We start from the raw sequence: 19,219 nt of genomic DNA, 5'->3' as shown, positions 1-19,219 counted from the left end.
ATCAGCTGGATCACTTCAACAGTCTCTCTAACCAGCAGCAAGATGATATTATTGGCCGCAGAAAAAGCGATAACGTCGAATTTCCAGAGTCTCCGGCATTTGCCCACGTGCGTCGAACCGCTCAAGAAAGCTTTAGCCCCGAAGCCTTTATGCTACGCCGAAGCCTTCCTTGGATTAAAGGTCAGGACTGTGGGCTTAATTTCGTGTGTTTTGCCAGCAGTTTATACCCTTTTGAGATACAGCTAAAACGGATGCTGGGCCTTGAAGACGGTATTGAAGATGGCTTATTCCAGTTTAGCCGCCCTCTCACTACTGGCTATTACTGGTGCCCACCGATAGACGGCGAGCAACTTGATCTATCACGTTTGAGTTAACTGTCACATTCGGTTTTGTACAGTTTCATCCCACGCGCTTGGTAGTTAGCCAAGGCGCTGGGGTGGTCTAAATCACAAGTGTGTACCCAGACGCGACTAGCTTGCCACTGCCAGGCACTATGTAAACAGCGGCTAAGTAATCCTCCACCAATTCCTTGGCCTAGAAAGTGTTTAGCTAAGCCAAAGTAAGCTATCTCCACACTCTCATCAGAGTGTTTTTCTAGTTCAAAATAACCCACAAATTGCTCGTTTTGATAGGCGGAAAAGGTTCTTAACGTAGCGGCTTGAGTATAGTTGTTCCAATCTTGTTCAGACCACTCACGTTTATCATTCCACTGCCAGTGTTGACCAACTTCTAAATAGAATTCTCTACTTGCCGTAGCCTGCCTTTGCTTAACTTCTTTTATGATAATAGTGCTTGCTAGGGGTTTGGCTTGCAGTTGCTTGATGTGGAGTTGTTGTAAATAGTAGGTATTGTTAGGCATGTGGCTTACTGGTTGCAGTTATTTCCCCCAGTGTAACAATTGATGGCTAGCCGCTCTATACTTAGATATGTTGGCCATAGGCCTGAATAGCTTAATGTTTAACTGACTATAATTGTCGAAAATCTTTACACTAGGCCGCTAAATATATTTGATTTAATAGTTAATTTATTGAAGTACAAACATAAAAATAGTGTGGCATAATTTATGCTGGGTCACTTACATAATACAAATCAGTAATTGCTTTTTAATAGCCATGCTCATAACTAAGAAGGTTGTTATGTTTTCTAAACTTATTCGCATTATATCGGCAGTGTTTGCCATTGGTATATTTGGTCAAGTTTGGGCGGCACCAATTACACACTATGTGGGTACCAGCTGTAATCTTGGTAATGCCCAGTTAACGTCAATTAAAGAGGTAAGTGCTGCTGCTAACCCTGCAGACGGTGTCGTGTTATCGGATGAACTGCTGGTGAATGGCCCCTATGATGCGACCGGTTGTTTGGTGTTTGATGGTAATGATGACCCTAGCGATCCAGTTATTAATATTGGTCAAAACGGCGATGGCTTTTTGAATACCACCTACGGTCCCGATGATAGTCTATTTTTCATTGAGCCTGATGAGTTGCAAAACCTAGATGACATCCCTTTCGAAGTAGCTGATGACCCTGGCTGGATTCAATTGGCTGATGTCGATCAAAATTTGAACGTAACTTATGACCAATCTGGTCCTGTGACACCCGGTGGGTTATTCCTAGATATTGATGCCCTATTAGACATGTCATTTACTTGTGTCGGTGGCGATGTGGGGGAATGTACAGCAGTAGAGTGGGTAATTCAAACTGACCCTTATATTATCGAACAGGTGCAACAGTTATTAGGTGAAGCCACCTTTGACCACTTGGCTTTCTCTGTTAAAGTGGCTGGAAGCTTCATTATCTATGATTTTGATTTTGTAGATATTTTTGAAACTGAACCCGGCTTGAACTTTTTAACACCGTATCAGTTATCAGGTACCTTAAATACAGGCGATTTTCTAAATCGACAAGGCAATCCACAAGCTATTTCTCATATGAGTGTTTGGGCGCGTGACCCCGCTGATTCTAGCGTTGTTGTTAGTGAACCTAGTAGTATAGGGATCCTAATTTTAGCTTTGATGGGGACACTGATGTCTCGCTTGGCTCGCCGTAAACAGTAGCTTTAGGCTTTACAGATTAAATAAAAGCAAAAAATGGCCATTACTTTGGCCGTTTTTTGTTTCTAAATAGTTATGTGTTTAGTCTATTGACGCGAGAATGGCATCGAGTTTTGCGTATTTTTCGTCAATGGCTTTCTCGGCAGTGGCATCATATTGTTGACTTAATAGGTCAATTTCACTTCGTTGAATGTCTTTCCATAAGGTTAATGCTTTTAAGCGTTGTTCGTTACTTAAGCTTTCTAACACGTTAACTTTGACAGGTTCTATTTGGGCTTGAGCAAATAATTGGTCAAGTTGCTGGTATAAGGAACTAAAGCTGACTTCCGTTTTTAAACTAGTGTTTTTCGAATCAAGTGCAAACTTATCTTCTAACTGTTTCATATATGCTCGCCATTCTCGAGCTTGAGCTTGTAACTCTATTGGAAGCAGTGCAATGGATGCATCGTAATCGACCATCATAAATGGGTCTTTTAATGCGTTTAGTTCTGCTAAGTCTTCTGCTTGAGGGCCAGCCATATACACAGCAAAGGCTAGCACTGGAGCAAATAGGCGCAGATTTTGTTTAAGTCGTTTATTCATGCTAAATTCCTGTTTGACTTAGTATCTCATGCTGATGTCAAAACCAACTGGTTCAGGGGGCATCCTGATCCGGTTGGTACTCCAACAAATCACCAGGTTGACATTCTAATACCTGACAAATTGCGTTTAGGGTTGAAAAGCGTACGGCTTTGGCTCGTCCTGTTTTCAATATCGATAAGTTTTGAATGGATATGCCAACGGATTCAGACAAGTCGTTCAAACGCATTTTTCGCTTTGCTAACATAACATCCAAATTAATGATTATCGCCATCGCTCCCTCCTTAGATAGTGGCATCTACGTCTGCTTGAATTTGCACACCGAGTTGCATGACGTAAGCAACCATTACCATAAATAGACCTGCGAGTAGCAGAGGGAAGTCGACCGATATCAGCTCCATGCTCATCCATTGGTGCATTGGAGGAAAAGGGGGGAAGATGTCTATCGGAGGGGGAGGGAAGAATAGGCCTTCGCCCATTGGCGGCGGAGGGGGCATTATATAAGGGAGTATGACGTTTTCTATAAAGTAGTTAGCAATAGTGTTAATTACAAAAAGAGTGAGTAAGCTACAGCCAATTTTTCTAAAATAATTGCTGGCCTGGGTGGTAAAGACTTTGCCTTGACTATAGGACTTAAACAGGCGGTCAATTTGCCATACCAGCGATGCCATAATGAAGCTGGTGGCAATAAAAATGCCCCAAATAATGAGCCGTATAGCTATCGGCGCTTGCGGAGCTTGGAAGTCAGTGATTGATTGTTCATTAGATAATGTGATTAGCATGTTTGATACTGCGTGCAAGCTAAAAGCCCAAGGACCTTTGTTTATAGGGTCTATATCTAGGCCCAGCTCACTGGGAAAGCCAATTAAACATATTAGAGTCAAGCCTACCAAGCCCCAAAGAGCCAAACGCATTTGTTTGCCAACTTTGCTAATCGCTTCAATCGACTGCATGTTATTCATCCCTTTATAATCGCGAATAATAATAATTATTTAATGTTTATCATTAAATAATGAATGAATAAATAGGTGTTGTAAAGATAAAACTTGCCGAGTGGGAAGCATGAAATGGTGCGTTAAAATTAGAATAAGTACTTTAGGCACTTATTAAACGGCTATGAGCCCTAACAAGAGGAAATCAAATGAATATGTCATTAGCTTTGGCCTGTCGCAATCTACTGCTGGAAAGCTTCGCAGATACGGCTCATCAGTTAGACCATGTAGAGCGAGTGGTTAAATGGGCCATTTGTTTAGCCAAGCAAGAGCAGGCGAATATGGCGGTGGTCGAGCCTGCTGCGTGGCTGCACGATTGTGTGAGTTTGGATAAAAGCCACCCGCAAAGGCATTTGGCAGCGCAGTGGGCCGCAGATAAAGCGCTTGAATTGTTAAGTGGCTTTGGTTATGACTCACAATATTTTGCGGCGATTCACCATGCGATTGCGGCACACAGTTATAGCGGCAATGTTGCCGCGAATACACTTGAAGCTAAAATTGTACAGGATGCTGACCGCCTTGATGCCTTGGGGGCTATTGGTATTACACGCTGTATTCAAGTGGGGAATCGGCTCGGTAGGCCATTTTATAATAGCCAAGATCCGTTTTGTCAGCATCGCTCTGCAGATGACCAAAGTTTCTCACTCGATCACTTCTACACTAAGCTGTTATTGATAGGCGATAGCTTACATACCGACGGAGCGAAACGCGAAGCCAAACGGCGCACTGATTTTATGCAAAGTTATTTGGCTCAGTTAGCCACAGAATTTGAGCCCATAAACGAATAAGGCCGCAGAGTTGCGACCTTATTATTATTTATCCTCTTCCACCACTTTGCGGCGTGGTTTGGATTCTATGGCTTTTAAGTAGTCATGAGTCCAAATTTGTGAGCGGATCTTACGGCGGTTACCGCGGCTCACGTAAAGGTTTTGTTGCTTAGCATCGATGATGCGGGCTTTGGTGGTATCGGCAAATTGTAATTCGAGCAAGTCTATCACCCGCTGTTTTAGTTCTTGGTCATAAATAGGTACGCCAACTTCAACTCGCTCTTCTATGTTGCGAGTCATCCAATCGAAAGACGCGATATACACTTGTTCTTCACCGCCATGATGGAAGTGAAACACCCGTGGATGTTCGAGGAAGCGATCCACAATACTGATGATTTTTATATTGTCGCTAACTCCCTCTAAGCCTGGGACTAGTGAACACATGCCGCGAATAATCATGCGTATTTTCACCCCAGCTTTACTGGCGGCGTAAAGCCGAGTAATGACGCCTTTGTCTACCAAATTATTAACTTTAATCGTGATGGCACCGGGATTACCCGCATTGGCCTGATTAATTTCATAATCGATTAAGCTAAACAAACGGCGGCGAGTATCGTTGGGCGATACGATGAGGTGTTGGAATTTAAAGCGTCGATACGGCTGTTGAATAAAACGAAAGACGTTTTCTATTTCCTGACCAATTTCCTGATTCTTAGTGAATAGGGCGAAGTCGGTGTAGATTTTGGCGGTTTTTTCGTGGAAGTTGCCAGTACCAATGTGGCTATAGGTAACGCGCTGCTCATCTTCTCTACGGGTAATGAGTAGCAACTTAGAATGCACTTTTAACGAGGGCACACCAAACACGACTTTTACGCCCGCGTCGGTGAGCAATTGCGCCCAGCCAATATTGGCGCCTTCGTCGAAGCGGGCGCGCAGTTCAATCACCACCGTGACTCGCTTACCATTGTTTGCCGCGTCGATCAGCGAGTTCATCAAGTGTGACTTTTTCGCTACTCGATAAATGTTAATTTTAATGCTAATTACTTTAGGGTCGAAGGAGGCTTGACGAACAAACTCCGAGATATACCTAAATTTGTGATAAGGATAGTAGAGCAAGATATCGCGGGCTGTAATGGCGTCAAAAATAGTGTCGTAGTTGTCAAAGTCACGGCAATTTAACGCGGATATTTTGGGGTTTTCTAAGTACTTTCGACCAACGTTGGGGAAGTCGATAAAATCTTTGAAATTGTGGTAGCGACTACCACTTATGCTGTGATCTAGTTTGGAAATATGCAGCATTTTACTGAGCCGTTTAACCATACTTAGTGGCATTTCTCTGTCATAAACAAAACGCACTGGTTCGGCGGTGAGTCGCTGTTTAATGCCTTCAGACATTTTTTCTAGAAGGCTTTGGTCCACTTCGTCGGTGAGGTCGTATTCGGCATCCCGAGTCATTTTAATTGAGTAGGCCGCAACCGAGTCATATTCATAGAAACCTCGGAGTAAATCATCTAGACAAAAGCGAATGATATTGTCCAAGATGATCATGGTTTTACGCGCTTTAGAACCGTCGGGGGGCAATACCACAAAGCGCGGCAGGCTGTCTGTGGGGATCTCAATTAATAAGTGGTCTTCTTTGCTACCCTTTAACACTTCTACCGCAAGATAGGTGTATTCATCTTTCAAGAATTTAACTAGGTCGGTACGCTTGGTTAGTACGATGGGGGTAATGTGGCGCAATACCTTATCTTTAAAGAATTTTCTTACCCATATTTGGTGGTTATCGCTGAGTTGGTCCTCATTAATCAGGAAAATATTGCGGCGGGCAAGGGTGAGAATAATATCGCGATAAGTTGCGTCAAAATCATCCTGTAACTCGGCGAGTTTGGCCTGAACATCATTTAGCAGTTTTATCGAGCCGTCATCTTTATTCTTAACCTCGTTAAGAATTACGCGTCGTTTTAAGGCGGCAACTCGAACCTTATAAAATTCATCTTGGTTGTTGGAGAAAATGCCTAAAAATCGGACTCTTTCGATAATGGGAACCGAGGTATCTTGGGCTTCTTGCAGAACTCGTTGATTAAACGAAAGCCAACTTAACTCTTTTTCTATATACAGACTGTCGCTCATTGTTCACCTGTAACTACTAAAATTAACTAATCTTGTTCGATGTCGACCATTAGATCATCGGCTAAAGATTCTAAGGTTTCCTGAATGGTGTTGAGTTGCTGTTCACTGTCGCAGGGAACCAGCAAGTTAGCACTAAAAATAAGCCCACCCCAGTTGGGGGCGCTAGCTACGTGAGTTTGAATTTTACTTAGACTGACGCCTAACTTACTCAAGGCTTGGGTCACTTCTTGCACAATACCGTTTCTGTCGTTGGCCGTGACTGTTATGGCTACTTGTTTACACTGTTGCGCAGCTGCGTCTTCGCCTTCGGCAATATTCACTAATAGCCCAGGTTGATGAAGTAGCTCATGACTGAGCGCTGCCATGTGTTCTGGTGGGACTTCAATGTGCAGAATACCAGCAAATTGGCCCGCTAATTCAGTAAGGCTACTCGCTAACCAGTTGCCATGATGTTGCAGGATAATAGCGGATAGTTGGTCAACGATGCCGGAGCGATCTTTACCAATAACACTAATGACAAGTTGTTTCATTTTGTTACTCCTTAACTGACATCATAGCGAGCGAATTTGCTTGTTAAAGGCTTAAGCTAAGACTTTAAAGTATGCATAGCTTTAACCAAATAAGGAAGCGCTTTAAGGTTACTTTAGACGTTCTTGAAATGCCCAGATACAATATAATTTTAATGTAATATTAGATACATAAAAATGTTATGCGACTTTGTTAATGATAGACGAAACCCGTTTCTAGTCCCTTATTAGGTGACATTTTTTTAGTATTTCACTCTGTAACAATACTGTCATAAAACTGCCATATACTTGCGCCATACCTATTAAATTGTGAGGGATATATGACGCAGTCAGTGTCATTTAATAGTAGTGCTCGACGACTTATTAAGGACCGGTTAACCCGTTATGGCGTAAGCGCCGGTGGGATCGTGGTTCTTTTGGCGTTGATCTTAATCTTCTTCTATTTATTGTATGTAGTTGCACCGATTTTCTATGGCGCAACTTTAGACAAAACTAAGCTAATTCCACTTCACGACAGTAGCGCCACGGTGGCTATTGGTGTTGAGGAACAAAACGAAATTGCCTATCGCTTTAATGCCGATGGGCGGTTACGTTTTTTTAGCCTAACCAACGAAAATCGTAGTTTTGAAGAATATCAGCTTGACGCCGATATTACTGCGTTTGACCGCACAGTGCCTAACCGCGCTTCAGTGATTTATGGCACCAGTGAAGGTACAGCCTATGTGATTGCGCCTAAATTTAGTGTTAGTTACCCCAATGACCAACGCTTAATTACTCCTGGTGTGAAGTTTCCTATGGGGGAGCAAGCACTTGAGATTGACTCGCAAGGGCAAGCTATTCGTCAAATGGCTTTTGAGCGTCAAGATGACGCAGCCGTTGTGGCGGCGATTACCGAAGATGGTCGCGGTTTATTGGTCCGTTATGATGCTGAAGAAGATATGTTTAGTGAGTCTTTAGAATGGCTGCCTGAGACGGCTGATATTCCAAGTTTACCTAAGCGTATCGACCAAATATTAGTGACGCCTGATTTACGCCGTTTATATATTCGTAATGGTAACCAACTGGCCAACTACGATATCTCTGATATTGAGGACATTCAGTTGAGCTCGGTTGACTTTGTAAATAGCAAAGGCGCGAATGTCACTGATTTGGCCCTGCTGACCGGCGCGAGTTCGTTAATTGTGGCAAACGACAATGGCAAGATAAGCCAATGGTTTGATGTGGCAAAAGACGGCGTGCGTAAGCTGACTCAGATCCGCGAATTTGACGCTGGTGCTAAGGTGAATGAAATTGCCGTTGAGTACTATCGTAAAGGGTTTGCGGTTAGTGCTCAGGATGGCTCTATTTCGTTATTTCATACCACCGGTGGTGACCATTTGGTGCGTCAAGCTACCGATGGATTAAGCAGCACTTTGGCCTTTTCTCCTCGCGCCAGTGGTTTGTTAACCCAAACCGATAAGGGTCTTGAGTTCTTTCATGTAGAGAACGAGCACCCTGAAGTGACTTGGAGCGCCTTGTGGCACAAGGTATGGTACGAAGGTTACCCAGAGCCGCAATTCGTTTGGCAGTCCACCTCAGCTAGTGATGACTTCGAACCAAAACTAAGCTTGGTTCCGATCTCTTTCGGTACAATTAAGGCGGCTTTTTACGCAATGTTATTTGCGGCGCCTATTGCCCTAGCTGGGGCTATCTATACCGCTTACTTTATGTCTGCACCATTGCGTAAAGTGGTGAAGCCAACCGTAGAAATCATGGAAGCGCTGCCTACCGTGATTCTAGGTTTTCTTGCTGGTTTATGGTTAGCGCCATTGATCGAGGACAACCTACCCGGCGTGATTGCCATTATGTTGCTATTGCCTGTGGGCTTTTTGCTAAGTGCTTATTGCTGGTCGAAAATGCCTAAAGCCTTACGTCAATGGGTGCCTGAAGGTTGGGATGCCATCGTACTTATTCCGGTGGTCTTAGTTATCGCGTGGGGCTGTATTGAAATGAGTCCTTTATTAGAGTTGTGGCTGTTTGATGGCGATGCGCGTTTATTCCTAACCAATGAGATGGGCATTAACTTCGACCAACGTAACTCAATGGTGGTGGGTTTAGCGATGGGCTTTGCGGTTATTCCCACCATTTTCTCTATTGCAGAAGATGCGATTTTCTCGGTGCCTAAGCATTTGAGTAATGGTTCATTAGCCTTGGGTGCAACGCCATGGCAAACCTTGACCAAAGTGGTAATTCTTACCGCTAGCCCCGGTATTTTCTCGGCGGTAATGATGGGATTAGGGCGCGCTGTAGGCGAAACGATGATCGTACTAATGGCTACCGGTAATACCCCTGTAATGGATTGGAGTATTTTCCAAGGAATGCGGACCTTATCGGCCAATATCGCGGTTGAAATGCCCGAATCAGAAGTGGGAAGCTCACACTACCGAGTGCTGTTCTTGGCAGCTTTTGTATTGTTTGTGTTTACCTTTGCATTTAACACGATTGCTGAATTTGTGCGCCAACGTCTGCGCGATAAATACAGCTCGCTATAAAAGGGATATAGGAATTAAGCGATGAAAAAGTGGTTTAAATCAGGTAACCCGTGGATATGGATGACCGCTGGTGCAGTGAGCATCAGTTTGGTGGCTGTTGTTGGCTTGTTACTATTAATAGCGGCACGTGGTCTCGTATACTTCTGGCCTAGTCCAGTATTAGAAATGGAAGTGAATCAGTTTGGCGAGCAGCAAACCGTTATTGGTGAGTTGTATGAAACCGAGTTGGTGCCTATCGAGCGCTTAAAAGCCTCTGGCGCCAATCTTGAAGGTCTAAATGATGATTTTGTTGAGCGCTTCTTAATTAAAACCGGGAACCGTGAATACGTAAGTTTGGACTTTCGTTGGTTGACCGAAAATGAAATTTTATCGAAGCAACAACCCAAGGGCGTCGCGGTAGTAGAGCGTCGTACTAATGGTAATTTTTATGGGTATGTTGAAGGTATTGTGAGAGATGGTGAAACCATCGACGCCTCACAAGACGCTGAGCATGAATTGTTGTTTGAGTTGTTAGAGCGTTCTAACGACATCATCGACGAGGCTGATTCATTGCAGCGTCATGATATTGGTGGGATTAACTACAGTATCGAGCGGCTACGTTTAAAACAGCGTAAGTATGAGCTCAATAACGAATTAACTGAACAACGCTTGGCCGAAATCGAAGCCGAAACAGAGCAATTGCATCAGCAATATTTGGTATTAGAGAAGCAATTGTTTGGCTATCGAGATGAAGCGCGTCGTGATCAACTGATCATTCGTGATATGCGTGGCGAGTTGGTAACTATCCCCATGGATAACGTGTTGGATGTGTTTTTTCCCAACGACATGAACGTATTACAAAAGTTTAGTCATTGGTTGCATCAAGCCAGTAAATTTGTAATTTCAGAGCCGCGTGAAGCCAATACCGAGGGTGGGGTATTCCCAGCTATTTTCGGTACCGTGTTCATGGTGATGCTGATGGCTGTGATCGTCACTCCTCTAGGTGTGGTGGCGGCTATTTATCTGCATGAGTATGCAGGAAACAATAGCTTTACCCGTTTAATTCGTATTGCGGTAATTAACTTGGCCGGAGTTCCGTCGATTGTTTATGGGGTATTTGGTTTAGGCTTCTTCGTCTATATGCTGGGTGGCAGCATTGACTCCCTGTTCTATCAAGAGTCTTTGCCAACACCCACCTTTGGTTCTCCAGGGGTGATTTGGGCGGCTTTAACCTTGGCGATATTAACTCTGCCTGTGGTGATTGTTTCTACTGAAGAAGGCTTATCTCGGATCCCTAGCGCGGTGCGCCAAGGTTCATTAGCCCTAGGCGCTACCAAGGCAGAAACCTTATGGCGTATCGTTATTCCTATGGCCAGCCCAGCGATTATGACGGGTTTGATTTTAGCCGTTGCTCGCGCCGCCGGGGAAGTAGCTCCGTTGATGTTAGTAGGGGTAGTAAAATTGGCGCCTACCTTGCCTTTAGATGGAAACTTTCCTTTCGTTCACTTAGAACGTAAGTTTATGCACTTGGGTTTCCATATTTATGATGTTGGCTTTCAAAGCCCTAACGTAGAGGCGGCACGACCTTTGGTTTACGCCACGGCATTTTTATTGGTAACGGTAATTATTGGCTTGAACTTAGCGGCCATTCAAATCCGTAACCGTTTACGTGAAAAGTTTAAAACGTTAGACCAATAAGCTAACGGCAAATTTGTAGGAAAAAACATGATTTCTTTGAATACTGAAATGAGTCGCGATACGAAATTGGATTTGGCGAACTTAAGTGCAGAGCAAACCGCATTAGAAGTAAAAAACTTAGACCTTTATTATGGCAGCAAACAAGCTTTGTTTGATGTTTCAATGAAGATCCCTAAAGGCCAAGTGACCGCATTTATTGGCCCGTCGGGCTGTGGTAAGTCGACTTTGTTGCGTTGTATCAACCGCATGAATGATTTAGTTGATATTTGTAAAATTAGCGGCGAAATTTTGCTGCATGGGCAGAATATTTACGACAAGAGTGTGGATGTTGCCGCCTTGCGTCGTAACGTAGGTATGGTATTTCAACGGCCTAACCCCTTCCCAAAGTCGATCTATGAAAACGTAGTTTATGGCTTGCGTTTACAGGGGGTTAAAGACCGCCGTGTATTGGATGAGGCGGTAGAGCGTTCTTTACGCGGTGCGGCCTTGTGGGATGAAGTAAAAGACCGTTTGCAAGAAAATGCCTTTGGCTTATCTGGTGGTCAGCAGCAACGTTTGGTGATTGCTCGCGCGATTGCGATTGAGCCTGAAGTGCTATTATTAGATGAACCCACATCGGCACTTGACCCGATTTCCACGCTTACTATTGAAGAGCTAATTAACGACTTGAAGAGCCGTTATACCGTGGTTATCGTCACGCATAATATGCAACAGGCTGCGCGTGTGTCAGACCAAACGGCCTTTATGTACATGGGGGACATGGTGGAATATGCTGATACCAATACGCTGTTCACCACTCCAGCGAAAAAACAAACAGAAGATTACATTACTGGTCGCTACGGTTAATAAGTGCGTAGCTGAGGAAAAGATATGGATAATTTAAATGTAAATAAGCACATATCTGGTCAGTTTAACGCTGAACTAGATCATGTTCGTAACCAAATTATGGCAATGGGTGGCTTGGTTGAGCAACAGCTTGTCGATGCTTTAAGCCTATTGAACCGGCCCGATGCAGAGCTGGTTAACAAAGTGATTAAAACCGATAGTAAAGTCAATTCTTTCGAAGTTGATATCGACGAAGAGTGTACTCGTATTATTGCTAAGCGCCAGCCTGCAGCTAGTGACTTACGCATTGTGATGGCGGTGATTAAAACCATTGCTGACCTAGAGCGAATTGGTGACGCCGCCGAGAGCATCGCACGTATGGTTGAGCGCAACATGGACAAGCCGATTAAGGCTTCCTTAGTGAGTCTTGAACACCTTGGTAGACATACGGCAAAGATGTTACATGATGTATTAGATGCTTTTGCGCGTATGGACGTAGATATTGCTTGGAAAGTGCATCAGGAAGACCGTAAAGTTGATAAGGAATACGAACGTTTAATTCGTGAATTAATGACTTATATGATGGAAGATCCTCGTTCTATTCCACAGGTTTTAGACGCTTTAAACGCTGCTCGGGCAATTGAACGTGTCGGCGACCGTTGCCAGAATATTGCCGAATACATCATTTATTTTGTAAGAGGTAAAGATATCCGTCATTTGGCGGGTGATGAAGTAGAAAAGTTGCTGTAGTGAGTTAATCACACACTGTTACAAAGGCTGGCTCTGCGTCAGCCTTTTTATTTTTAACTTATAAATTTATTTTTTTTCTAATTTTTCTGGTCTGAGCAGTGAGTTTGATTAGTTTTGTTTAATAACCACTGTTGTGTCAGCTTGCTATTTTCCACTCCTCCTGTATCTGTTTTCTTAATTTAAACGTTTGTTTGAAAATGTGTTTAAAGTCTTATTAATTAAGGCATAAAAACCACATGTCTGTTCCTATTTGCGTTCTTCTTTTTATGTTTACGTTTACGTAAAGGTAATCGTGAATGCTTAACAAGTTTACCATCACGGCATTAAGTAATTTTATTACGTAATTAATATTCTTTTTTAGACTTATGTCGTAAATGCATTGTTGCGTAAATGTAGCGGATTTAGAGTTATTACTTTAAAAAAAGCTTTGCTTTTGGTTTTTCTAGTGTTATAAAAAACAGGCTGTTGAAGGGTTTTTAAAACGTTTGTTTAAAAATATTTCACTTTAACAGTATGAAAAATGTTTAACACTGTTGGTGTTGCTTTTTGAAAGTCTTATTACAGATACGAAATAATTACATAAATTATTGGTGTTCTGTAACCAAGGGAACTGCGATAAAGCCAGACTGAACAGTCATTAATTGTCGACCAGTAGAGTCAGTGATATATAAGCTGGCTCTGCTTAGCTAGAACGGGGCAATAGCCACAGCCAATAGCAATAATAATGCTGATATGGCGCCCCAACGTTTGCTCAGGAGACTTTGAAAATAATAAGACCCCAAAGCTGCTGAGCCATATTTTCCAAGTAGTTTGCTTGGTGAGCAGCCAAAGAGCTGGATAAATAACTACGTGAATACGCGATACAACTAGGGTGTATCTAGGAATAAGGTATAAGAGGGATTGAGCATGACATTAACTAGAGAACAACAAGTTCAAGAATTAGAGAAAGATTGGGCAGAGAATCCTCGTTGGAAAGGGGTTAAGCGCCCTTACTCTGCAGAAGATGTAGTCAAGTTACGTGGCTCATTTATTCCAGAAAATACCGTCGCTCGTCGTGGCGCCGAAAAGCTTTGGGCACTGGTTAATGGCCAAGCTAAAAAAGGTTACGTAAATTGTTTAGGCGCGCTTACTGGTGGTCAAGCTGTACAGCAAGCCAAAGCTGGCATCGAGGCTATTTACTTGTCAGGCTGGCAGGTGGCGGCAGATAATAACTCGGCGTCTAGTATGTATCCTGATCAATCTTTATATCCAGTGGACTCTGTGCCTAAAGTGGTTGAGCGGATCAATAACTCTTTCCAGCGTGCTGACCAAATTCAATGGGCAAATGGCCTTTCACCGGCGAACGGTGGAATTGATTATTTCTTACCGATTGTCGCCGATGCTGAAGCGGGTTTTGGTGGCGTACTTAATGCTTTTGAGTTGATGAAAAACATGATTAAAGCAGGTGCTGCTGGTGTTCACTTTGAAGATCAGCTGGCATCGGTTAAGAAATGTGGCCACATGGGCGGCAAAGTATTGGTTCCAACCCAAGAAGCGGTTCAAAAACTGGTTGCAGCACGCTTTGCGGCTGATGTTGCTGGTGTGCCTACTTTGGTAATTGCCCGTACCGACGCCAACGCGGCAGACTTATTAACCTCGGATGTCGACCCTTATGATGCAGAGTTTATTGAAGGTGAACGTTCGTCGGAAGGTTTCTATCGCGTTCGAGCTGGTATCGACCAAGCGATTAGTCGGGGCTTAGCTTATGCCGAGTACGCCGATTTGATTTGGTGTGAAACGGCAACACCATGTTTGGAAGAAGCGCGTAAGTTTGCTGAAGCCATTCATGCGAAATACCCTGACCAACTGCTGGCTTATAACTGTTCGCCTTCGTTTAACTGGCGTAAGAACCTAGACGACGAAACAATTGCTAAATTCCAGCAAGAGCTTAGCGACATGGGTTATAAGTACCAGTTCATCACCTTAGCCGGTATTCATAACATGTGGTACAACATGTTCGATCTGGCGCATAACTACGCCCAAGGTGAAGGTATGAAGCATTACGTGAATATGGTTCAGGAGAAGGAATTTGCCGCAGCCGACCGAGGCTATACCTTTGTAGCTCACCAACAAGAAGTGGGAACCGGTTATTTCGACCAAGTGACCAATGTTATCCAAGGCGGTCAGTCTTCGGTAACGGCGCTAACCGGTTCAACCGAAGAAGAGCAATTTAGCTAGGCCTTTCCGCCGTTAGTATAATAAAAATAAGCTAAATCGATACCTTTAGGCAGCCTGTGGGCTGCTTTTTTTATGGTAAAAACTTAAGTCTTAATGAGCTGCTCAACTTGCTGCTGTGCGTGGCGAAGCACTTGTGGATAGAGTCTTAGAAAGCACTCTTCAAGTGCTGCTTCATGTTGCTCTATATCGCTTAACATTAGTTCCAGTTTTACTGGTCGCCGCAACCGCCTACTAATGGCTTTTAAGGTATGACTTAGCTGGTTATACTCGCCGTATTGTGCCAGCCAATTATGCTGACACATGTGTTCGATGGTATAGGCCGGGCGTCCCTTTAGGGGCGCTTGCTGTAATTGCTGGTAACAATGTTCGATAAATGCGCCTTTATCTTGTTGGCTAAATTTCGCCCAGTGCCGACTAAGTAAATAATCAAAATAAACATCTAGAGCAATGCCCGAGTAGCGGCGTAATGGCGTGCTGAAATAAGCAGAGGCGTTCATTTTAGCTAGCTGTTGGTCGGTAAAACTGTCTACTTTTCTGTGCAGTAAGATCCCCACTTGCCAGTCTGCTGTTAATTTTTGCCAAGCATGACCTTTGACGAAGTCTCCTAATAGAGCTCCCGAGATGGAAGTGCCAGTAATTTGAGCAATATGAAAGTGGGCTAAATAGTTCATTACTTAAGCTTATCCTATATTGCAAAATTGGCTGTGGTTATTCGATTAAACCTAGTCGCTGTAGGTAGTGCTTAACATCTTCAATCCATAACTCTCCATATTCATGAAATAGCGCGTGCCCATTGGCTGAAGAATCAATAGAGTAAAATTGAAAATCCACTTGGCCGCCGGCCTGTTTAAAGCTTTCAACGTAGTTTTTTATTGCAGAGTCGGAGTAATAAGGATCGTTGTGGGCATAGATGAATAAGTGTGGCAGCGGATTGTTGTTGGCAGCTGTGCTGAATAGTCCTTGATTGCTAGCTACGGGGGAGGTGATTTGACACTGTTCTGCCATCCAGCCGCCAGAAAAGTTAACCACGCCTTTAAACCATTGCGGGTGTTTGGCTGCGTAGACTACCGATAACAAGCCCCCTCGAGAGTGACCAGCAATGACAATCTGGTCTTGGTCTATCCAAGTTTGTTGCTGAATATAGTGCATGGTGGCGTCTAAGCTTTGCGAGGCGTAGTTGATACCTGATTCAACGCTGTTGACACTGCAATTATAAGATTCTTTATAGCGTCCTTGTGAGGCACCTCTGCCACGTCGCATTGGGATGAGCAAGGCGACATTGTGTTGCTTTAAATAATGGCCGAACTCCCAAGGGTTAATGGTAAGGGTATTGGCGATGAGACCCGGCCCAGTAGAACCATGGTTAAAAATAACCAGTGGGAAAGGACCTTCCCCTTTGGGTTTATATAAGGTTGCTTCGAGCTGGATCTGCTTATCCCATAGTAAACCTGATTCAGTCATTGTTATGGCTATGCTCTGACCCTGCTCAACAGCGTGAGCCGTTGAGCCTAGTGCGGCGATGATTATTATAGTGGCATGATACTTCATTGCCTTAGGGTCCTTATTGAGCTTTAGTGCTGGCTTATAGGTGTGTTAAGGGTATTTAATTAGGCTTAGCTAAAACCACAATGGAATAGCACCAAGGAAAGTCCGTTGAACTAATACCAAGCGAGGCTCATAAGCCATCAGCATGTGAGTAATAAATATCAATTAATCATAATTTTAGCAAAGTTAACAGCGGGTTTCCGGCACTTGCCCGAGAAGACTATTAACAATTGCTACTAAGATGAAATTTTAGGTAAAAAAAATCCAGCGCTAGGCTGGACAAAAAAACATAAGGAATGACTAATACGTGCTACTGCTAAGAATAGCAAGGGCGATTAGTGGCCCCATAAATCGACAAATTCAGTATCGGCTGAACCCGGCACCATAGGATGAGAGCGCCTAACAATTTATGCTCTAATATTAACGTGACCCTGCTCACAAAACAATCCTTTTTTGTAATTTTTTTACTTGGGTTGCGTTATTTTTCACCTCTAACCAGCATTTATCGCTACTTATTTGACCTTGTGTTGTAAAGTTACTTACAAATCTGAGTCGTAAGGCTCCTGTTCAGCCAAAATATCTAATAAAGATATGGCGACACCAACGAAGTCGGTATCGGTAATTATTCCAATGAGTTTTCTATTTTTCACCACCGGTAAGCAGCCGATGCGATACTGTTCGATGTGTTTGGCGGCTTGGCCAACGCCAGCTTCGGCATCAACGGTATGAAGTTTGGTCAGCATAATATCTTTCAGTAATACTTGCTGTTCATGGGCGCGTCGTTGCCGTTGGTTCATCTCGCTGATGTTGGATTCTTGAGCGGCCAATAAGGTACGTTCACTCACTAAACCAATTAAATGCTGTTCTTGATCGATAACGGGGAGGTGGCGAATCTTGTGTTCTCTACACAGTAATAACGCTTGTTCCAAGGTGGTGTCTACAGACGCGGTATGGGGATTGCTAGTCATGATATCTGCAACTTTGATCATAACGGTTACTCCTATGTTTCCTCCTTTAAATTTAGTGTGTTTAGCCGAAAAAAGTTTGATAAATATCAAGCTAAGCAGCGGCTGTTTTCAGCGATGTTGATAGTTGCAGTCTGCTTATAAAAATGAGTAAAAAAACTGGAATTTCTTTGCAAAAAACTAGATCTTCTGCTGCATTTTAGCGGCATTACTAGCTGATTTTGCTATTGCTCTGCGTTATTTAAAACAATGTTTGAAATAAACGGTTGGCATAGTCGTCGGTCATACCAGCGATGTAGTCGGCAATGACGCGCGCTTGGTTATCGGCTTGCTCTCCGGCCTGTAGCCAACGAGCACGAGTATTGAGAGGTAGTAGCCGTTCGGGGTCGCTGGCAAAGGCTTGAAATAGCTCCATAACTACTTGTTGGCCTTTGAAACGGACCATTTCAATCTCTGGCGTTTGAATCACATAGTGCAATACAAAATGCTTGAGGATCTCTAAGGCTTTAGCCATCGGCGGGTCCATGCGAGCTTGTAAGTCTAACTGCGGGTCATCAAATCGGCCTTGAGTTTCGAGGCTGATTGCCGTGATAAAGGCATTCACCAAGCTACCTATGGCATCCTTTTGGTCATAATGATGACGGCTGAACAGTTTTACAGATAGCTCTCCAATTTCATCAGCCAACCAGCATTGTTTAATGTCGGCTATGGCAGAAGCTACTTGCTCTTGCCAGTCATGGCGATTAACAATGCCCATCACTATGGCGTCTTCCAAGTCGTGGACCCCGTAGGCGATGTCGTCGGCTAGCTCCATGATAGAACAGTCTAAGGACTTAAAATTGGATTTACGGTGTTTTGACTCACCCATATTGCGATGGCTAATAAAAAGCTCTCGGTCATGCTCACTCAAGCTTTGAAAGACCCAGTCGTACAAGCTTTGGTCATCGTCGTAAATGCCTTTGGCTGGTGTCCAGTCGGAGACTTTCAATTGGCGAAAGCTTTTTGCCACTGGCGGCATCGGTTGGCGTTGTAGCTGATTAAGTAAGCAGGGATATTTCATTACGCCAAGTAGAGTGCGACGGCTTAGATTCATGCCGTTATCACGAGTATATGGCTCTAGTTTGGTGAGAATGCGAAAGGTTTGCGCGTTCCCCTCAAAACCGCCATCATCGCGCATCATATAGTTGAGGGCAACTTCGCCACCGTGGCCAAAAGGTGGATGGCCAATATCATGAGCTAAACATAGGCTTTCGATTAATGGCAGCTCTGGCAAATAGACTTGCTGCTGGTTATTGTTGGCCTGAATATGACCAACGATACCAGTGCCAATTTGCGCCACTTCTAAGGAATGGGTGAGGCGGGTGCGATAAAAGTCATTATTGCCAATGCTAAGTACTTGAGTTTTGTTTTGTAAGCGACGAAATGCCGCTGAATGAAGGATCCTGGCTCGGTCACGTTGCCAACCATTGCGATGATCGTTACGACGTTGTGGTTGCTCTTCGGCGTATCTGGCTGCGCCTGCGTGGTAAGTCAATCCTTTCATTAATGCTCCCTAAGTGAGTATAAGTTATACATTACACTAAATTTTTAGTGCTTGTATAGCTTCTGGCTCGGGGCTGGGTGAATAAAAAAGGGCGCTAAGCACCCTTGTTTCATTGAAGAA

General features: G+C 43.7%; 18 protein-coding genes. 8 read left to right on the top strand and 10 right to left on the bottom strand.

The window, feature by feature from the left end; all coding sequences use genetic code 11:
* Positions 1–374 (top strand): Dyp-type peroxidase (locus ACQY6Q_RS03010; protein ID WP_427977704.1); only part of this gene is annotated, 374 nt, incomplete at its 5' end.
* On the opposite strand, the gene ACQY6Q_RS03005 is transcribed toward ACQY6Q_RS03010, so the two are convergent.
* Positions 371–859 (bottom strand): GNAT family N-acetyltransferase, encoded by a 489-nt coding sequence (locus tag ACQY6Q_RS03005; protein WP_427977702.1) that lies wholly within the window; start codon positions 857–859, stop codon positions 371–373. The genes ACQY6Q_RS03010 and ACQY6Q_RS03005 overlap by 4 nt on opposite strands.
* Before the next feature lie 277 nt (positions 860–1,136).
* Between ACQY6Q_RS03005 and ACQY6Q_RS03000 the strand changes: the two genes are divergently transcribed.
* On the top strand, positions 1,137–2,054 hold the full coding sequence (locus tag ACQY6Q_RS03000) for a hypothetical protein (RefSeq protein WP_427977699.1): 918 nt from the start codon (positions 1,137–1,139) through the stop codon (positions 2,052–2,054).
* A 78-nt stretch (positions 2,055–2,132) separates the two neighbouring features.
* On the opposite strand, the gene ACQY6Q_RS02995 is transcribed toward ACQY6Q_RS03000, so the two are convergent.
* Genes ACQY6Q_RS02995 through ACQY6Q_RS02985 form a run of 3 tightly spaced genes read right to left on the bottom strand, consistent with a single transcriptional unit; the run spans position 2,133 to position 3,583 of the window.
* Complete coding sequence (locus tag ACQY6Q_RS02995) at positions 2,133–2,633, bottom strand: hypothetical protein (RefSeq protein WP_427977696.1); 501 nt, start codon at positions 2,631–2,633, stop codon at positions 2,133–2,135.
* 52 nt (positions 2,634–2,685) lie between these two features.
* The gene (locus ACQY6Q_RS02990; protein WP_427977693.1) at positions 2,686–2,904 is read right to left on the bottom strand and encodes a helix-turn-helix domain-containing protein; all 219 of its coding nucleotides are present in this window, start codon (positions 2,902–2,904) and stop codon (positions 2,686–2,688) included.
* 10 nt (positions 2,905–2,914) lie between these two features.
* A complete protein-coding gene (locus ACQY6Q_RS02985; protein WP_427977691.1) occupies positions 2,915–3,583 on the bottom strand; it encodes a DUF2975 domain-containing protein in 669 nt (222 codons plus the stop codon).
* Positions 3,584–3,771: 188 nt separating this feature from the next.
* Here ACQY6Q_RS02985 and ACQY6Q_RS02980 point away from each other — a divergent pair, with 188 nt between their 5' ends.
* Positions 3,772–4,410 (top strand): HD domain-containing protein, encoded by a 639-nt coding sequence (locus tag ACQY6Q_RS02980; RefSeq protein ID WP_427977689.1) that lies wholly within the window; start codon positions 3,772–3,774, stop codon positions 4,408–4,410.
* A gap of 24 nt (positions 4,411–4,434) precedes the next feature.
* Here ACQY6Q_RS02980 and ppk1 read toward each other — a convergent pair whose 3' ends face one another.
* Positions 4,435–6,519: a polyphosphate kinase 1 gene (gene ppk1 / locus ACQY6Q_RS02975; RefSeq protein WP_427977687.1), complete on the bottom strand. Its 2,085-nt coding sequence runs from the start codon at positions 6,517–6,519 to the stop codon at positions 4,435–4,437.
* Between the two features lie 26 nt (positions 6,520–6,545).
* The gene (locus tag ACQY6Q_RS02970) at positions 6,546–7,049 is read right to left on the bottom strand and encodes a glycine cleavage system protein R (protein WP_427977685.1); all 504 of its coding nucleotides are present in this window, start codon (positions 7,047–7,049) and stop codon (positions 6,546–6,548) included.
* A 317-nt stretch (positions 7,050–7,366) separates the two neighbouring features.
* Between ACQY6Q_RS02970 and ACQY6Q_RS02965 the strand changes: the two genes are divergently transcribed.
* The 5 genes from ACQY6Q_RS02965 (at position 7,367) to aceA (ending at position 15,046) form a co-directional block, all read left to right on the top strand.
* Positions 7,367–9,577, top strand: coding sequence for an ABC transporter permease subunit (locus tag ACQY6Q_RS02965; RefSeq protein ID WP_427977682.1), 2,211 nt, complete (start codon positions 7,367–7,369; stop codon positions 9,575–9,577).
* 21 nt (positions 9,578–9,598) lie between these two features.
* Positions 9,599–11,254 (top strand): phosphate ABC transporter permease PstA, encoded by a 1,656-nt coding sequence (gene pstA, locus ACQY6Q_RS02960; protein ID WP_427977680.1) that lies wholly within the window; start codon positions 9,599–9,601, stop codon positions 11,252–11,254.
* A 27-nt stretch (positions 11,255–11,281) separates the two neighbouring features.
* Complete coding sequence (gene pstB / locus ACQY6Q_RS02955; protein ID WP_055732231.1) at positions 11,282–12,100, top strand: phosphate ABC transporter ATP-binding protein PstB; 819 nt, start codon at positions 11,282–11,284, stop codon at positions 12,098–12,100.
* A gap of 24 nt (positions 12,101–12,124) precedes the next feature.
* A complete protein-coding gene (phoU, locus tag ACQY6Q_RS02950; RefSeq protein WP_427977676.1) occupies positions 12,125–12,829 on the top strand; it encodes a phosphate signaling complex protein PhoU in 705 nt (234 codons plus the stop codon).
* Between the two features lie 906 nt (positions 12,830–13,735).
* Positions 13,736–15,046: an isocitrate lyase gene (gene aceA, locus ACQY6Q_RS02945; RefSeq protein ID WP_427977674.1), complete on the top strand. Its 1,311-nt coding sequence runs from the start codon at positions 13,736–13,738 to the stop codon at positions 15,044–15,046.
* Positions 15,047–15,129: 83 nt separating this feature from the next.
* On the opposite strand, the gene ACQY6Q_RS02940 is transcribed toward aceA, so the two are convergent.
* The 4 genes from ACQY6Q_RS02940 to ACQY6Q_RS02925 form a co-directional block, all read right to left on the bottom strand.
* Positions 15,130–15,717: an ACP phosphodiesterase gene (locus ACQY6Q_RS02940; protein ID WP_427977672.1), complete on the bottom strand. Its 588-nt coding sequence runs from the start codon at positions 15,715–15,717 to the stop codon at positions 15,130–15,132.
* A 37-nt stretch (positions 15,718–15,754) separates the two neighbouring features.
* Positions 15,755–16,594, bottom strand: a complete 840-nt coding sequence (locus ACQY6Q_RS02935; protein ID WP_427977669.1) for a dienelactone hydrolase family protein — start codon at positions 16,592–16,594, stop codon at positions 15,755–15,757.
* Positions 16,595–17,130: 536 nt separating this feature from the next.
* Positions 17,131–17,580 carry a CBS domain-containing protein gene (locus tag ACQY6Q_RS02930; protein ID WP_427977666.1) on the bottom strand — a complete coding sequence of 150 codons (450 nt, stop codon included), beginning with the start codon at positions 17,578–17,580 and terminating at the stop codon, positions 17,131–17,133.
* A gap of 217 nt (positions 17,581–17,797) precedes the next feature.
* Positions 17,798–19,090, bottom strand: a complete 1,293-nt coding sequence (locus ACQY6Q_RS02925; RefSeq protein ID WP_427977709.1) for an anti-phage deoxyguanosine triphosphatase — start codon at positions 19,088–19,090, stop codon at positions 17,798–17,800.
* Positions 19,091–19,219: the final 129 nt, after the last annotated feature.

The organism is Agarivorans sp. (genome assembly GCF_050295395.1).
Taxonomy (GTDB): Bacteria; Pseudomonadota; Gammaproteobacteria; order Enterobacterales; family Celerinatantimonadaceae; genus Agarivorans.
This window is presented reverse-complemented; position numbering and strand designations above follow the sequence as displayed.

Excerpts from the sequence above, each read along its gene's own strand:
- aceA (WP_427977674.1), top strand. The coding sequence starts at position 13,736 with ATGACATTAACTAGAGAACAACAAGTTCAAGAATTAGAGAAAGATTGG.
- ACQY6Q_RS03005 (WP_427977702.1), bottom strand. The coding sequence starts at position 859 with ATGCCTAACAATACCTACTATTTACAACAACTCCACATCAAGCAACTG.
- ACQY6Q_RS02985 (WP_427977691.1), bottom strand. The coding sequence starts at position 3,583 with ATGCAGTCGATTGAAGCGATTAGCAAAGTTGGCAAACAAATGCGTTTG.
- ACQY6Q_RS02980 (WP_427977689.1), top strand. The coding sequence starts at position 3,772 with ATGAATATGTCATTAGCTTTGGCCTGTCGCAATCTACTGCTGGAAAGC.
- pstB (WP_055732231.1), top strand. The coding sequence starts at position 11,282 with ATGATTTCTTTGAATACTGAAATGAGTCGCGATACGAAATTGGATTTG.
- ACQY6Q_RS03000 (WP_427977699.1), top strand. The coding sequence starts at position 1,137 with ATGTTTTCTAAACTTATTCGCATTATATCGGCAGTGTTTGCCATTGGT.
- ppk1 (WP_427977687.1), bottom strand. The coding sequence starts at position 6,519 with ATGAGCGACAGTCTGTATATAGAAAAAGAGTTAAGTTGGCTTTCGTTT.
- pstA (WP_427977680.1), top strand. The coding sequence starts at position 9,599 with ATGAAAAAGTGGTTTAAATCAGGTAACCCGTGGATATGGATGACCGCT.
- ACQY6Q_RS02965 (WP_427977682.1), top strand. The coding sequence starts at position 7,367 with ATGACGCAGTCAGTGTCATTTAATAGTAGTGCTCGACGACTTATTAAG.
- ACQY6Q_RS02970 (WP_427977685.1), bottom strand. The coding sequence starts at position 7,049 with ATGAAACAACTTGTCATTAGTGTTATTGGTAAAGATCGCTCCGGCATC.
- phoU (WP_427977676.1), top strand. The coding sequence starts at position 12,125 with ATGGATAATTTAAATGTAAATAAGCACATATCTGGTCAGTTTAACGCT.
- ACQY6Q_RS02990 (WP_427977693.1), bottom strand. The coding sequence starts at position 2,904 with ATGGCGATAATCATTAATTTGGATGTTATGTTAGCAAAGCGAAAAATG.
- ACQY6Q_RS02930 (WP_427977666.1), bottom strand. The coding sequence starts at position 17,580 with ATGATCAAAGTTGCAGATATCATGACTAGCAATCCCCATACCGCGTCT.
- ACQY6Q_RS02995 (WP_427977696.1), bottom strand. The coding sequence starts at position 2,633 with ATGAATAAACGACTTAAACAAAATCTGCGCCTATTTGCTCCAGTGCTA.
- ACQY6Q_RS02940 (WP_427977672.1), bottom strand. The coding sequence starts at position 15,717 with ATGAACTATTTAGCCCACTTTCATATTGCTCAAATTACTGGCACTTCC.
- ACQY6Q_RS02935 (WP_427977669.1), bottom strand. The coding sequence starts at position 16,594 with ATGAAGTATCATGCCACTATAATAATCATCGCCGCACTAGGCTCAACG.